Genomic DNA, 14,228 nt, shown 5'->3' with positions numbered 1-14,228 from the left:
TGGAAGGACTAAAAGGATAAATTTCATAGATTTTCAGCTTTTGTTGTACAATTGTTAGACTAAAAAACGATGTGCAACATGAAAGCAACCCTAAAAATTCTTCTCCGTAAAAACTATGTTACAAAAGAAGGTAAACGTCAAGTTTGTCTTCGTTATACAGCTTACAGACAATGTACTTTTATCGGATTGAATATTTCTGTTTTACCCCAGCATTGGAGTGAAAAGAGATTAGCTGTATTATCTGGCGATGAACGCTTCCTTTTCTATAATGAACTAATTAAAAAGATGTACCATAAAGCAGATGGTATTATAATTGAGAATTATTTAAAGCCTCTCCCCGTCTGTGAATTTATAAGTAAGCTAAAAGATCAAAATTATGGCAATACCGATTTCTATGTTTTCATTGAAAAAGAAATAGAGTTGTTAAAGGCGTCCCGTGCATCAGGAACAATTTCTAACTACAATAAACTTATCAATACCATGAAAGAATGGAAACCAAGCCTTTCTTTCAGCGAAATTACCTTGGAGTATATTCAACTTTATCATAACCACGAAATAGAAGTAGGCAATCAACTATCTACCATCTATAAGAAACATGCTAACTTTAAGTTTCTCATAGGTCTTGCTATTGATAAAGAAATGATAAAAAAAAACCCTTATGATAAATTTGAGATAAAGAAAAGTATCAAAGCGCAGAATAATGATGTCCTGACAGAAGAAGAATTACAGAAGCTACAAACAGCCTACGATGAAGATAAATACAAAGAAGGCAAGAACGAAGTTTTACGCGAATTTTTATTTAGTTGTTATACCTCTTTATCCTTTGCCGAATTTTCAGAAGTGACATACGGCGATTTAAAACTCATTAAACTCAAATCTAAAGAAGCATATCCCTTGGGATGATCAGGGAACTGTTTTTGCCCCGAATGACCTGTATCCGATGACAAAGAGAACATTCAGGCTTTACTATACCTCTCTTGGTACGAGCAGGCAGGTTGTGGACGTGTACATCGTTAATTCTTTTGGGAGGGTAATACAAAAGAGTTTCAGCTTCACCAATAATTCGACCAATACCGGTCGTAGCGACGTAAATTTAAAGTATTAACAATTTAAATTGCTGACAAATGGGCATGGCAATAAGCTTCTTTGTATATCAGGTAGTAGTATGGGCAGTTATTGTCTATAAACTAAGAAGAGCTCCGACGGATAAAGAACTATGGGATTATCCCAATAAATTATTATCCAATGTGTATAATTTCGATATTTGAAAATCTAGTCCAAAGCCATATTACTTGGTAGTTTGGCTTTGGATAATGATTCAGTTTAGGACTTACTATCGGAAGACTCGGCTAATACTCACGGCCGATAGTCAGCAACTTAATTTATTTCGCACTAAAATGTTTTTCCAAGGCTGTCGGTATACATAATAAAACTCCAGTATTTCACCCGGACTTTTCTTGTTTGTTTTATGTATGAGACAATATTGGAAAGATTAACCTTTGATTTTCAAATATTTTTGATTCACTACTCAATACAAATAAGGTAGAGTTTTCCTCTTTTGACAATTCAATGTTATACTTCTTATTATCTATAGGCATAAAATACATAACTACATTTTGTGTTTTTTCTGTATGCATTGCATGAATTACCTCCTCTATTTCAACGTTTTGGGTAGATAAGATATCATATAAGATAAGATCATTATCTTTATATTCAGCTATAACGATTGTATCGAGAACTTCAACGTAGTAAAGGTTCTCTTTAAAGCTGAATTTGTCAAAATAGTTACAGTAAAACATGACTAATCCTGCATTGTCAACCATTGAAATGTTGAATAGAGGAATTGCATTTTTTGCTTTTGTATAAAGCAGCCGGTGGTCAGACTGATTATTTACGTCCAGCTTTCTAATAATGTATTTGTTTCTTACAAAATCTATCTTTCGGGTAGCGACATATTCGTTAGCAGTATTAAACCCAAACAGAGTGTAATAATCTAGAACACTATTATTCGCAAACAAATAGATCATATCGGATTTGTCTTTCCATTCATCTAATACTTTCTCCATGAGAAATTTATTCAGCCCTAACTTTCTATACTCTTGGTCTGTGGAAACCGTACCTAATTGTATAAACCGTTTCTTTTTTCCCAGAACAATAAAATCAATCACACTGACGGTAATATGAGAAACCATCTTATTACCGTCTAATAAAGAATACAGCAGGCAACTGTCTTGCCAATAGCCACTGATGTACCACTTTTCAAAATCGAAACCCCAAACCTTTTGCGTTAATGTATGCAAACAGTTTCTTAGTTTTCCATCGTTTTTATAATCAGTGATGTAATTGTATTGCTTGTTCCTTATTACTACTTTTTCCATAGTCTTATGCCTCCTTTCGTTAATTTTACTTTTCTGCCACTACAAACATTTCATTATTAGAAGTGAAGTTCTTATGACTTGAGATAGGCCTTCGTCTTTCGGTTCTACTCTTGAATTTTATTTTACAATAAAAGAGCTTGCATCCGACAGATATTTCATTTCTTCACTCATCCGGCTCAGTGCTTCGGAAAATGCTTTGTCATCCAATCCGGGGTTGAAGCGAGAGCCGCATTGTTTTTTAAGTTCACTGCTTGCTGTTTGTTGCCGTGAGGCCTCAGAATACAATTTGGCCAAATCCTGGTAAATATTGTCAGGATTGCTAATTATACTTTGCCAGCTGCTTTCCAATTCTTTCATATAGTTATTAGCTGCATTGCAGTCGCATTCTAACGACTGCGCAGGAAAAGTATAAGCAGGTTGCTCACTCAATCGTTTCGTGTTTGTTGGAAAAATGATACCTTCGGGCAGTTCACCCGCAAACTCTTTTTTATAATCCTGCTCTCTGTATAATTTGCGAATTACATTTTGCTTGTGAGCATAACTCACACTTATTTGGTCTTTGGCATTTTCATCCAACCCAAACATCCAGGGAGTATGTGCTTTTTCGAGGAATAGCGTATTGAGTACTTGAACCGGCAGTTTTACGATACCGCTGCTTGCTTGGTATTCAACACTATTCTCATCGTAAATATTATCAACACTCTTGTCCTGTACGTTTTCCATCACATAAAAGTTAGCATGTAGCATGTAGTTCGAAAGGGTGGGATTCATTATCGTAACAGATTTATTGCTATTGACCTTGGTTACAAAATTAACAGAATTACCCTTATATGTCAAGGTGTGTTTACCTTGAGTGATGCCAATAGGCAGAGAACTTTTAGCCGGAATAGTATATTCTTTGTCGTCTATTTTGATAATAATATCTGCTTCCAGTGGGTTATCTGCCAAATATTCCCATACTGGCTTCGAATTACTACAGGCTGAGATAAATATAACTGAGAAAATAAGTAGGATTCGGTGTAGCTTGCTTGCACTCATTCTTTTTAACGTTAAATCAATTTAGTTTTATGAATATCAAATCAGTCTTTCTTTATGCAATCTTTCTAGGTAATGATTATGATCGCAATTTATGATACACTTGGAAGTAGATCATTTATACTGGATGATATTTAGTTGAATTTCAAATACAAAAGTAGAGTGTAGAAAAATAAATAAAGAGGAATTACTAAATAAAAATACGCTTATTATACTGAATTTACAATAATTATTTCCCCAAAATACTGATTTAAGAGTATCCTGGAAGAACTTTTCTCGACTTAGGAGTTTTCCTACTCTTGCTGAAACCTTAAAAGGGATTTTCATAATGCTTTTAGTCATTAAGTTTTACATCTAATTTTTTTGCAATCTGAACAAAAGTTTTGATTGGAGGCTGTACTTCGTTGGTACATGATCTTGAAATAATAGCTTCATTTTTTTTCTAATTGTTCAGCTAACCATTTGCTACTTAAATTCTTCGATACAAGTATTATATTTAGTCTATTTATTGTTTTTTCACTCATAAAAGTTGCATTTTATACAAATGTGTTGATTTTATTAATATATTCCTATAAGAGAGCATTTAAATAAAACTTTGTAAATACCAACGATAAGAAGTTTTTCTATGTCTTGCTGTATGGAAAAAGAGAAATATAAGGTCTATGTTACTATTTGGAACTCATTCTTTTATTTCATTTTGATAAAACCTTATGATTTGCGTTATTCAATAAGGAAAAGGAGGGTAACAAGTAAATCAATCTGGAAGTTAGGAAAAACTTATGTTACTATCGTGATCTTGTTACTTTATCTTGAATTAGACCTATATAAGAATTTAATCTGAGAAGATATTTAAGGTTTTTAGGATATATTCAAGTGCCTTTCCAAAGAGTAAATCATTAAATCATTTTACCATGAAAGAAAATTATTTTATTGGAATTGACGTAAGCAAAAAGAACTTGGATTGCTGTCTATTATGTAACGGAATTGTAATTAGACAAGATGTTATCTCAAACCACCCAAAGAGTATAGAAAGCTATATTTCAATCATTTGTATTGAAGAAAGCACTGATATTGAGCAAATAGTTGTATGTGCCGAATATACCGGATTGTATATCTATCCTTTAGTAGTAGCCTGCCAAACTAACAGTTATAAACTTTGGTTAGAAGATCCAACACAGATAAAATATAGTTCCGGATTACAACGAGAAAAAAACGATTTAATAGATGCTAAACGTATTGCTTTATATGCTTTTCGATACATTGATAGGATAAAATTATATAAGAAACCCTCAGCCAGTATTGAATCAATCAAATTATTATCTGCGGAATTAAATATGCTATGCGTTGATAGGGCTAAATATCAGGCTCAGTTATCTGATCAAAAAGAGTATATGCCAGATTATATCTATAAATTGAAGTCTAAAAGACTGAATTTACTTATCAAAGAGTTAGATAAAGCGATAAACAACATAGAAATTGAGATTGAAAATATCATAAAGAATGATGTTTTGCTATCCCGACAAATGGAATTATTATTAAGTATTGAAGGAATCGGGAGTAAAACTTCTGTAAAAATGATACTGGAAACCCAAGCCTTTACAAAATTTACCGATAGTCGAAAATTTTGTTGTCATGCAGGAGTTGCTCCATTCAGTTACTTATCCGGCAGTAGCCAACATTCAAGGAATCGAGTTTCTCAAAGAGCAAATAAAAGTATTAAAACATTGCTTCATCTGGCAGCATTGTCAGCACTCCAGAATAAAGATAGTGAACTACGAACTTATTATGACAGGAAGATAGCTGAAGGAAAGAATAAAATGTCTGTATTGAACGCAATAAGAGGCAAACTTATTACCCGCATGTTTGCTGTTATTAGAAACGATCAGTCTTATGACTTTAATTATGCTAACCAATTTGCATAATTAAATCATTGTTCGTGGTTTTGCGAACTATATTGATGAAAGAATGGCAAAACAAGAATTGACAACAGAACAGGAACTGCTTGCCCGCTTTGCCAAAGCGCTGGGACACCCTATACGCATTGCTATATTGCAAATGCTGGCACAACAGATTCGCTGCTATCATGGAGATATGTCGGAAATCTTTCCGGTGGCAAAAAGTATTTGCGAACAGCGGATCAAGGAGTATTGGGAGATGGAGTGAAATTTTGAAGATATTTATTTCTGTTGCCTCTCTAAATATATATACCCCCACTTTCTCATTTCTTTTATAATGGGATAAATAGTCTCTCCATATTCGGTTAAATAATATTCTACACGAGGGGGAATTTCATTAAAAGATTCCCTTCGTATTATACCGTCCCTAACCAATTCATTAAGTTGAGTTGAAAGCATCCTTTCGCTAATAGTCGGTAACGAACGCCTTATTTCGCTAAATCTGTTTATATTTCGTTGGATTAGTACTATTATAGTTGTCTTGCATTTTCCCTTTATAACTTTTAAGAAAACATCCGAAGGGCAAATATATTCAGGTTCTACCATTTTTTTTAATTATTTTTCTTCTGTAAATCAGTGATACGGAACTTTTGTTCCGTAACGGAATGTCTTGTAAGTTATTGTTTTATAAATAATAACGCTGTAAATTTACACAAAAAAGATGAAAATGGACTACAAAGCATTATTAGTAACAGAAAATAACGGTGCATACGACAAGAAAATCGTCACGTTAAACACGAATGATTTACCCAAAAACGATTTGCTGGTAAAAGTAAAATATTCATCAATAAATTACAAGGATGCCCTCTCATCAAGCGGAAACAAAGGAGTAACAAAACACTATCCGCACGTTCCGGGAATAGATGCAGTTGGTACTGTTATAGAATCCGCATCAGATAAGTTTGCCTTAGGAAGTGATGTATTGATAACAGGATACGATTTGGGTATGAATACATGGGGAGGATTCGGAGAATATATTTCTATTCCTCAATCTTGGGCTATATTATTGCCGAAGGAGTTATCAGCTAAAGAGTCCATGTCTTTCGGCACAGCAGGTTTAACGGCAGCCCTGTCAGTAAACTACCTTACAGAGAATGGAATATTGCCCGATAATGGAAAAATTGTGGTAAGTGGTGCAACAGGTGGAGTTGGTAGTATTGCCGTATCTATACTTGCAAAATTAGGATATGATGTAACTGCTATTTCAGGTAAAGATGAGCATTTATTTCTCACACAAACATTAGGAGCAAAAGAAGTCATCAGCAGAAATGAATTTATAGAAAGCTATAATAAAAAAACATTAGCAAAGCCTTTATTTGCAGGTTCGATAGATACAGTCGGAGGAGAAATATTATCGGGAATGCTTAAAGCAAGCCAATACGAAGGGGTAGTTACCTGTTGTGGAATGGTCGCTTCTGCCGAGCTTAATACAAGTATTTTTCCTTTTATATTGCGTGGAGTGCGTTTAATTGGCGTAGATTCAGTGGAAATATCTATCTCAAAAAAAGAAGAGATATGGAAAAAACTTGCGAAAGAATGGAAGCCGTCTAACCTTGAAAAAATAGTAAAAGAAATATCCCTTCATGATTTGCCTGAAACACTTGATAATGTTCTGGATGGCAAGGCTAAAGGTCGTTTTATACTAAAACACGAGGATTGAGTATGAAATAAGCTCACTGAGTTAGTCACTGGTCGTCGGGGAACGCCCCGACTGGATTTCTTTGTGGCACTGGCAATTATGATCGAGGGCTTATCTGGTCTTGACGGTCATAATAAAAGTAGAGGCAAAATGAAAAAAATTAAGACTTGGTATCCGAGTAGGTAAAGCCTACGCACTGCACTATAACCTACATGGGTTATCGAATAATAGGTATTGAATATAAAGCAATTAGATTCATTTTGTATAACAAATATAATTTTCACCTGAACTGGTACGTTTTGTTATTGAATAGGGTTACAACGATATTCTTTTATTTCCCATTTATTCATACGTGTAAAGGTAGCCTATTTATTAAAAAAATAGTTGAATTTTATTTGGAAATCTCATAAGAATAGTAATCAGGCAGATTATCTGCCCATCTTATGTTATCGATAAACTTTTTGTTATATATCCTATCCTTATGAATATTCCATTCTCACAACATTCGATTTTTCCCTATTAGAACCGCATTATGCGGATGGCTGTATATTTGATATACAATTGATAGTCCTTAATATCCTTACTGTTTTTCCTTGTCAGGTTATTAGATATGATGGGTATGGATATGTTATGATCACTTCCGATAATTGTTTCTACGTTTTGTTTTATTTCCTGTTTCATAATCTGTATCTATTTTATTCAATTGCATATTGACCTAAAAATCCTCCGCATGGAACAACTAAAATATCCCGATCTATCAGGAAGATGTCTGCCTTTTTGAAATACAGGTTCTCATGTCCTACAGCATTAGGCACATATCCAAAATTTTCATGGGGTTTGAATGGACGTTCTGCCTGGAATATATGCCCTCCTTACCAAAATTCATTGGTTTTCAGCTTTTTGATGACAACCGTTTTTAGTTTATTCTCCAACTTCCATTTCCTGATATAGTAATTACCCAATCATATTCTTTGCTCTAGTAAACAAGAATATTGTATTTGTATAACAGTATATCAGGTATTTTATAATCTTGGCTTCTGTAGCTGATGGATATAATTACCTATCGGTCTGTTTCAAAGCCTATCTGATAATGTTTGCTCTCTGTCCTGTTTAGGATATACACTTTGCTTTTATAGGTGATTGCTATTTTATTTGCTATCATACTGTTGACTATATATTAAGTAAATCTTATGCTGCTAATCTTTGCTCAATAAGTGGAATGTTGTTTTCTACAAGTGCTATTATCTGTTTGTGGTACTTTGTATTCTTATTGCATACCCCTCTCGATTGGATAACTTTTAATTGAGATATGGATATTTCTATGGTTTCAATCCTCTGTCCATCTATACAAGCCGAAAGGATAAGTGAATCGGCTTTTGAGTGATAAGAGCCTACGCAATGGTGCATCATCTTTCCTTCAGTGATAATCTCGGCTACACTTTCGAGTACACGTACATTGATAAGCCCATCGGAGAACATCAACCCGAAGAATTTTGCTTTGGCTTGTCTGTATTCTTCCTCTTTTGCCAATTGTTTCTCTATCTCCAAAAGTGCATCTGCTTTTGCTTTTTTGATTACATAGCGGTCATGCTCGGCTTTCAAATTAGCAGGGCATACATATTTCGCATTATGCAGGTCTTTACCGAAAAAGCGTAAAAGGTCTATGTAGTCGCACCATGCAATAGCATTTTTGATGGTATAACCGTTTCTGATACAAATACGGATAGACGCCCAATAGTTATCTATTTTACGGCTCTTGTCCTTCAGGAAAAGTTCGAACAATTTACCTTGCTTCGTTTTAAGTAGTGTCTCCATTCTGCTGTCGGAAAGTAGGACACGATAAATATCAAACGGTTTTTGCTTGAATAAACGGTTTTTGATTCCTGTACGTTTCAGTTCGGGTATTCGCTTTTGCTTGGGGTAAATCTCTCCTGTACTTATTCTATCATATATATTGAGACAATATTTATTGTTTGCACTCTCGCTACGGAGTTCCAATGGGGTATAGGATAACCACAAATCATAATACATCGTACCCATTGTTTGACGAAGACGTGCAAAAGTGCAGTGTTTCCCATCAGGTGCAATCCAACGTTGCATTACTTCCGAATAGTTATATTGGGGTAATTTGCCGACTTTGGTTACATAGCTTAACATAATTGTTCTTAATACCTGATATCCTTTGTGTGCATCAATCACGGTCATATAGTAACTGTCATCAAATATCCGCTTTCGGCTTGTCTTGACTATCAGTTTTGATTCACAGTTCGGACAATCACACCCTAGAAGGGTAGTTGCTAGTTCTCCCATCCCTTTCCATGAATGTCCGCACTTGGTACAGGTAATAATCCCTTTTTCATTTCTGCGTCCTACATATTGGATAGCATTATCATATCCCCATTGTATTTGCTCTTTCGTCAGTGTAGGCAGGGTTTTACTCGCTTCGACTATTCGCTGTTGAAATTTATTCTTTGGTTTCATAAGGTGCTGTTTTAAAAATCAAATAGACTTGGTTGTTGTGGGACAAGAGATACCTTTTTTGCTTTCTTTACAGGCTGTCTCATCTTGTTGTAGGCTTCGTTGTGTACTCGCTCTATGGCTTCTTTTCGTGCCTGTTCTTTCTCTTCTTCGGTAAGGATAACCGTATGGTTCACCACTACATCGCAATTGATCGGGTTGCCAATTTCAATATCGTCCTCATCCCAAAAATGAACAGCCATGCCAAAAATCTCATCGTCCGTAAAACCGTTACAGCCACTCTTTTGGACGGCATTTAAAATATAGGTTATACAGTTGTCTATGCTCTTGTTCTCTTTGGTCGTATATACCCATTCGAACTGCGGATCACTTGCTGCACGTTGTTCCAAATAGGCTTGTATGGTATTCTTGAAATGATTGGTTGATTTCATGTTGTTGATATTTATGAGGCAGGAATTTCTACCCCTGGTTGTACATTCGTTTATTTTTTTTCTATTTGCCCAAAATTGATGATGTTTTGCAATTCCTCACGCTGCTCTTTTGAAATATCCACCCTACCCTGCTTGCTATTCTCCTCTATGGATCAGTCTCGGATTGAATTTTCCTCCCATCGCTTTAAGCAGGTCTTTGATTTCTTTGGTATCTCCGAAAAGGGCAATTGCTTTTTCTGAATAATCGACAATCTCATAATTTAGATTATCAGTATTAATATTTGTTTTTATTGATGTGGCTGTTAGCAGTCCTACCTTAGCATGAATATTCTCGGACTCTAAGTATTTAGTACCATTAAATAGAGGTGCATATTTGCGAAGTTCCTGTACACTGTTCTTTTCTGTTTGCGAAAATCCAAGTATCTGATAATTTACTTTTGAATAGTTCTGATAATCCAAGTTGGGATCATAGTCACACCCTTCCTTATAGGCAACAATCATAGCTTTTGCATTAGTTGGTAAGTTATTGTTTAACCAGTTTCTACCAATATCTTGAACTGCTTCTCTCTATTCTCTTTTTCTCGGCTATTTTCGCTTCTAATCGTTTTATTTCCTGCATTTTCCTGACAAGTTCGGCTACTTCTTCATCTGCTAGGAACTGAGGGTTTTTATCATCATAATAAGTGCCTATTCCAAATTTTTGGCTTAATGGTTCTATAATTTGAGTTCTAAAACTCGTTAACTCGCGTATGTTCAATATTTGATATTGATAACTATTATCCAATTCGTAAATTTTAATAACTACATTTTGTCATGATAATTTGTTTTAAAGGGTGATTAGTCTATTCTTATGTATCTTCTCAGTCTGTTAGAGAATCTTTGTTCATAGTCTTTTATTGCTTGCTTTAGCTTCTTGTATTCTTCGACCTCTTTATCATATTTGAATGATATATCGTTTAGAATCGCTGTAATTTCGCTTATCAGGTAGTTTATTTCTTCGCTAATGGTTTCAATGGTCTTGGCACTATCCAATCGTTTGTTATCATCTGTTGAGATAGTAAATCCGTAATTGGATCTATCTATGTTGCCGTTGCCTGATGTATTCTCACTTTTGTACATCCGTGTCAGGCTATCTACACTAATATTGATGGTGTTGCCCGACAAACTGACAAAGACATCTTTGATAACTTCTTTTGCTGATTTTATCAATTTGACATTTACCATTTTTCCATCATACCGGGCAATTATGGGTTTTATGGCTTTTAATGCAGTCACAAATAATTGATATACCCTTTCCGTTGGTACTTGGCTGTAAATTCTATTTTTCTGTATGGTTCTGTGTAATACATATTTACTGATTTTAAAGGATGAATAATGCGATCAATGAAATAAGGAGAAGTAGAAAAAGAATAGAGAATATCAATTTGATAATCAGCTTTATTATTCGCCATATCAGACGAAATAGAAGATAAAAGGCAAAGAGTGCCACCACCCACCCGAAAGACACCGTAACGGAAGTTAGAATCCATACTAGGATACCTACTAAGGCTACCACCAACACCAATTTTATGCTAGATGGAAAGTAGGAAATATTGTTTTCTTTATTTTTTTCTGTTCTTCTCATAATCATCGACTTTTTTTTTATGCAGGGACGGAGCCAGTGAGGTTTCTATTGTTTTATAGGCGGCAAAAGGTCAGATTGGCGGTATGACAAAATTTTTTGGGAATAAATACGCTCGCCTGGAGGGAAAGAGGTAGATTTTTCACAAAACCCTTCAGGGCGTCAGAATTTTAGTTGTACCGGGAATATGGAATACCTTTGCCTGGAGAAAAATAGAAATCTCTACTGGCCTGTTCCTAGCCTAATGAGGAGATGGTTATTAGAGAAGGGCGGAATAAAATGGAGGTTAAAGAAAAGTTTTACCGTCTCATTATCATTTGTTAAAAAGCATCAATTTTACTTTGCAGAAATAATGTTGATGAATTATTGATGAAACAAAGAAACTAATAAGTGTAACAACGCTGAATGAATATTTTTGGCATGAATATTTATATTCTTAATTTACTATTATTTACTCCCTGTTGGCTTTCTCACAATTGTTCAAGCCATTATCAAAGACCTCTGGATTCAGCGATGCTTTTGAATTTGGAGTATCTAAGTGTATAAACTCCTATCGATACAATTCTCTTAATCTCAAAATGGTTAACAGCCATCTTTGGTATTGTACTCGTTCCTTTAGATTTGCAAATCAAAGTCCATCCATATTGCAGAGAAGACCGGGATGATACAAACAGGAGAGCATATCGTTAATTATCAGGACAAAGAGATGTTGCATTTGATTTTTGTATTAGAGAAAGAAAAATAGTTTAACAATGTTACGAGTGATACGTTCTATAGAATTAATGAGAGATTCTAATATGAATATTACAGAAATAGCTTATAGCATTGGCTATTCTAGCCTTTCTGCTTTCAGCAATGTTTTCCACCAATTGACCAATATGCGTCCAAAAGATTTTCAGACAATAGTTTCTTTGAAAGCCAGATATTAAAAAAATCTTGTTTAGTGTTAAGGGCGAAAAACTCTTCGTTTAATAATATATTTATTACTTTACATTTGGCAAGACACAAGAGAATGTTTTATCAGCTATTAATCAATAAATTAGATGTATATTGTTTTTCAATAGGTAACGATTTAGAAACCAGCTTGGTTCTTAGATATGCTTAATTTTCTCACCATATTAAAGAGCGACTTATCTTTTGTAAAGATAGAAAATAATCCTTATTTTGCTCCGATTTCTTAACACATTTATTTCTGTTGATTTGTCCCGACAGATAATTCAATTATCCCCCTAATATAAAATCACATGAAATAATTACCCTTGTATTAGAAAAATAAAACAATAGCGGATTCGCTCGTTTAGATATAAGATAACGTTTGCTGAAAGTCTCGATGTCGAAAACTGGTAAATTTCAAAAAGAAGTAAGACATATGCACAATGTTCATGCTATACAATAGTATAGGGATTCCTTTATTTCCAGAGCAACCAAAAGAATCAAAATGGAGTCTTGTGTAAAACAAACTTTATAAATCTGATTTGTTAATGGTTAAATATCAAGAAGGGAAAAATTACTCTAATTGTCTTTGTTCGGGAAGCAAATGATCTATCTGTTTTCGTCATCCCCTCCTATTTTTTCGCTTTGTTACCCAAAGAGATATTCTGAATAATCTGTGTTTTTATCTTTATACTTTTAGTTGAAGTAAAGAACAAATAAACTATTTTTGTATAAAGCCATTATAGATGAATATATTAGGTAAATACTCAACAGGTAAGCTATTACTGATTAGCTTTATCAGTTCCATATTGGTGGTCTATCCCAATATTACATGGCTGCCGTGGGAAGTGGGTAAGTTGGACGAGAGTCAGAGAATATATCATATTTTATTTTTTGCTCTCCGTTGCATATTCTATACCATTTTTATTTTTTTGTTAATAAAAATAAATCTGAAAAAGATACAAACCACTTCTTTCCCAAAACGTTTGGGATATAATTCTCTGATTAGCATTCTTGCCTTTGGTGCTTATGTGGGGCTATTCTCTCTTCTTCATGTAAGAATTGTACATTTAGGAAGTTTAGTGCTGTTCCAGTTCTTTCTTATCTGTATCTTATGCACTCTTGCGGTCTATATTTACCTCTTGTATATCGCACAGCGAAAGCAAGAGCAGGAGATAGAACAACTCAAAATAGAGAATTTGCAAAGTAGGTACGATGCACTTACCAATCAGATCAATCCCCATTTCTTCTTCAACTCATTGAATGGACTAACGGCATTAATCCGGAAAAAGGATGATACTGTAACGCTTACATACGTAAATAAACTGTCGGATGTATTTCGTTATATTCTACAAAGCGATAAAAAAGGGCTAGTAACATTGGGCGAAGAGTTAGGGTTTGTCAATGCCTTTCGTTACATGATGGAAATACGCTTTGCTAACAAGCTAAACTATAAAATCAAGGTCATGGAAGAAGATTTAGCATATAAGCTTCCGATTCTATCAATTATGCCCCTTTTAGATAATATTGTTGTTCACAACATTATAGATAGTGATCATAAAATGGAGGTAAGCATTTATCTGAATGAAAAAAAAGAACTAGTAATATCAAACCCGATATTTCCGAAACTTTCTCCACCTGAAACGAATGGAACAGGATTAAAAAATCTGGAAAATCGTTTTTCCCTACTGATGAACAAACAAATAAGAACTGAAAATAACGGAGTTCTATATAAGGTGTATTTGCCATTAATATAAT

The 14,228-nt window shown here is 34.3% G+C and carries 17 protein-coding genes and 1 pseudogene; 8 read left to right on the top strand and 10 right to left on the bottom strand.

Annotation, left to right across the window (positions count from 1 at the left end; translation table 11 throughout):
• The first annotated feature begins 78 nt into the window (after positions 1-78).
• Genes E4T88_RS12385 through E4T88_RS17995 form a run of 3 tightly spaced genes read left to right on the top strand, consistent with a single transcriptional unit; the run spans position 79 to position 1,268 of the window.
• The gene (locus E4T88_RS12385; protein ID WP_167755456.1) at positions 79-903 is read left to right on the top strand and encodes a site-specific integrase; all 825 of its coding nucleotides are present in this window, start codon (positions 79-81) and stop codon (positions 901-903) included.
• Positions 890-1,105, top strand: a complete 216-nt coding sequence (locus E4T88_RS12380) for a TraQ conjugal transfer family protein (protein ID WP_260393700.1) — start codon at positions 890-892, stop codon at positions 1,103-1,105. Before E4T88_RS12385 ends, E4T88_RS12380 begins: the two co-directional genes overlap by 14 nt.
• A gap of 19 nt (positions 1,106-1,124) precedes the next feature.
• Complete coding sequence (locus E4T88_RS17995; RefSeq protein WP_167755455.1) at positions 1,125-1,268, top strand: hypothetical protein; 144 nt, start codon at positions 1,125-1,127, stop codon at positions 1,266-1,268.
• Between the two features lie 198 nt (positions 1,269-1,466).
• Here the strand turns inward: E4T88_RS17995 and E4T88_RS12375 are convergent, their stop codons facing one another.
• Together E4T88_RS12375 and E4T88_RS12370 are read right to left on the bottom strand one after the other, a co-directional pair.
• Positions 1,467-2,378: a GNAT family N-acetyltransferase gene (locus E4T88_RS12375; protein ID WP_135105875.1), complete on the bottom strand. Its 912-nt coding sequence runs from the start codon at positions 2,376-2,378 to the stop codon at positions 1,467-1,469.
• A gap of 117 nt (positions 2,379-2,495) precedes the next feature.
• Positions 2,496-3,416, bottom strand: a complete 921-nt coding sequence (locus E4T88_RS12370) for a hypothetical protein (protein WP_135105873.1) — start codon at positions 3,414-3,416, stop codon at positions 2,496-2,498.
• 908 nt (positions 3,417-4,324) lie between these two features.
• On the opposite strand from E4T88_RS12370, the gene E4T88_RS12360 reads away from it, so the two are divergent.
• Together E4T88_RS12360 and E4T88_RS12355 are read left to right on the top strand one after the other, a co-directional pair.
• Positions 4,325-5,335 (top strand): IS110 family RNA-guided transposase, encoded by a 1,011-nt coding sequence (locus E4T88_RS12360; RefSeq protein WP_135105871.1) that lies wholly within the window; start codon positions 4,325-4,327, stop codon positions 5,333-5,335.
• A gap of 43 nt (positions 5,336-5,378) precedes the next feature.
• Positions 5,379-5,558, top strand: a pseudogene (locus E4T88_RS12355) (transcriptional regulator); the annotation flags it as partial.
• 32 nt (positions 5,559-5,590) lie between these two features.
• On the opposite strand, the gene E4T88_RS18400 reads toward E4T88_RS12355, so the two are convergent.
• Positions 5,591-5,914, bottom strand: coding sequence for a winged helix-turn-helix transcriptional regulator (locus E4T88_RS18400; RefSeq protein ID WP_135105869.1), 324 nt, complete (start codon positions 5,912-5,914; stop codon positions 5,591-5,593).
• Positions 5,915-6,035: 121 nt separating this feature from the next.
• Here E4T88_RS18400 and E4T88_RS12345 point away from each other — a divergent pair, with 121 nt between their 5' ends.
• Positions 6,036-7,028, top strand: coding sequence for a YhdH/YhfP family quinone oxidoreductase (locus E4T88_RS12345; RefSeq protein ID WP_260393692.1), 993 nt, complete (start codon positions 6,036-6,038; stop codon positions 7,026-7,028).
• A 498-nt stretch (positions 7,029-7,526) separates the two neighbouring features.
• Here the strand turns inward: E4T88_RS12345 and E4T88_RS17990 are convergent, their stop codons facing one another.
• The 7 genes from E4T88_RS17990 to E4T88_RS12315 all read right to left on the bottom strand — a co-directional run bounded on the left by E4T88_RS17990 (position 7,527) and on the right by E4T88_RS12315 (position 11,445).
• Positions 7,527-7,688, bottom strand: a complete 162-nt coding sequence (locus E4T88_RS17990; RefSeq protein WP_167755454.1) for a DUF7688 family protein — start codon at positions 7,686-7,688, stop codon at positions 7,527-7,529.
• A 507-nt stretch (positions 7,689-8,195) separates the two neighbouring features.
• Positions 8,196-9,488: a PcfJ domain-containing protein gene (locus E4T88_RS12340; RefSeq protein ID WP_135105865.1), complete on the bottom strand. Its 1,293-nt coding sequence runs from the start codon at positions 9,486-9,488 to the stop codon at positions 8,196-8,198.
• Positions 9,489-9,499: 11 nt separating this feature from the next.
• Positions 9,500-9,916 (bottom strand): PcfK-like family protein, encoded by a 417-nt coding sequence (locus tag E4T88_RS12335; protein WP_135105863.1) that lies wholly within the window; start codon positions 9,914-9,916, stop codon positions 9,500-9,502.
• Between the two features lie 135 nt (positions 9,917-10,051).
• Positions 10,052-10,417 (bottom strand): hypothetical protein, encoded by a 366-nt coding sequence (locus tag E4T88_RS12330; protein ID WP_135105861.1) that lies wholly within the window; start codon positions 10,415-10,417, stop codon positions 10,052-10,054.
• A gap of 40 nt (positions 10,418-10,457) precedes the next feature.
• Complete coding sequence (locus E4T88_RS12325; protein WP_135105859.1) at positions 10,458-10,673, bottom strand: hypothetical protein; 216 nt, start codon at positions 10,671-10,673, stop codon at positions 10,458-10,460.
• An 80-nt stretch (positions 10,674-10,753) separates the two neighbouring features.
• Positions 10,754-11,191, bottom strand: coding sequence for a hypothetical protein (locus tag E4T88_RS12320; RefSeq protein ID WP_135105857.1), 438 nt, complete (start codon positions 11,189-11,191; stop codon positions 10,754-10,756).
• Positions 11,188-11,445 carry a hypothetical protein gene (locus E4T88_RS12315; protein ID WP_135105855.1) on the bottom strand — a complete coding sequence of 86 codons (258 nt, stop codon included), beginning with the start codon at positions 11,443-11,445 and terminating at the stop codon, positions 11,188-11,190. The genes E4T88_RS12320 and E4T88_RS12315 overlap by 4 nt, the downstream gene beginning before the upstream one ends.
• Before the next feature lie 844 nt (positions 11,446-12,289).
• Between E4T88_RS12315 and E4T88_RS12310 the strand changes: the two genes are divergently transcribed.
• Both E4T88_RS12310 and E4T88_RS12300 read left to right on the top strand, forming a co-directional pair.
• Positions 12,290-12,466 (top strand): helix-turn-helix domain-containing protein, encoded by a 177-nt coding sequence (locus E4T88_RS12310; RefSeq protein ID WP_135105853.1) that lies wholly within the window; start codon positions 12,290-12,292, stop codon positions 12,464-12,466.
• A gap of 750 nt (positions 12,467-13,216) precedes the next feature.
• Entirely contained in the window at positions 13,217-14,227 is a 1,011-nt protein-coding gene (locus E4T88_RS12300; RefSeq protein WP_135105851.1) for a sensor histidine kinase, read from the top strand.
• Position 14,228: the final 1 nt, after the last annotated feature.

Origin of the sequence: Dysgonomonas mossii (genome assembly GCF_004569505.1) — a bacterium.
GTDB lineage: Bacteria > Bacteroidota > Bacteroidia > Bacteroidales > Dysgonomonadaceae > Dysgonomonas.
This window is presented reverse-complemented; position numbering and strand designations above follow the sequence as displayed.

Coding starts and splice junctions, on each gene's coding strand:
- E4T88_RS12300 (WP_135105851.1), top strand. CDS start 13,217: ATGAATATATTAGGTAAATACTCAACAGGTAAGCTATTACTGATTAGC.
- E4T88_RS12385 (WP_167755456.1), top strand. CDS start 79: ATGAAAGCAACCCTAAAAATTCTTCTCCGTAAAAACTATGTTACAAAA.
- E4T88_RS17995 (WP_167755455.1), top strand. CDS start 1,125: ATGGGCATGGCAATAAGCTTCTTTGTATATCAGGTAGTAGTATGGGCA.
- E4T88_RS18400 (WP_135105869.1), bottom strand. CDS start 5,914: ATGGTAGAACCTGAATATATTTGCCCTTCGGATGTTTTCTTAAAAGTT.
- E4T88_RS12340 (WP_135105865.1), bottom strand. CDS start 9,488: ATGAAACCAAAGAATAAATTTCAACAGCGAATAGTCGAAGCGAGTAAA.
- E4T88_RS12335 (WP_135105863.1), bottom strand. CDS start 9,916: ATGAAATCAACCAATCATTTCAAGAATACCATACAAGCCTATTTGGAA.
- E4T88_RS12310 (WP_135105853.1), top strand. CDS start 12,290: ATGTTACGAGTGATACGTTCTATAGAATTAATGAGAGATTCTAATATG.
- E4T88_RS12345 (WP_260393692.1), top strand. CDS start 6,036: ATGGACTACAAAGCATTATTAGTAACAGAAAATAACGGTGCATACGAC.
- E4T88_RS12360 (WP_135105871.1), top strand. CDS start 4,325: ATGAAAGAAAATTATTTTATTGGAATTGACGTAAGCAAAAAGAACTTG.
- E4T88_RS12370 (WP_135105873.1), bottom strand. CDS start 3,416: ATGAGTGCAAGCAAGCTACACCGAATCCTACTTATTTTCTCAGTTATA.
- E4T88_RS12330 (WP_135105861.1), bottom strand. CDS start 10,417: ATGATTGTTGCCTATAAGGAAGGGTGTGACTATGATCCCAACTTGGAT.
- E4T88_RS17990 (WP_167755454.1), bottom strand. CDS start 7,688: ATGAAACAGGAAATAAAACAAAACGTAGAAACAATTATCGGAAGTGAT.
- E4T88_RS12375 (WP_135105875.1), bottom strand. CDS start 2,378: ATGGAAAAAGTAGTAATAAGGAACAAGCAATACAATTACATCACTGAT.
- E4T88_RS12315 (WP_135105855.1), bottom strand. CDS start 11,445: ATGGATTCTAACTTCCGTTACGGTGTCTTTCGGGTGGGTGGTGGCACT.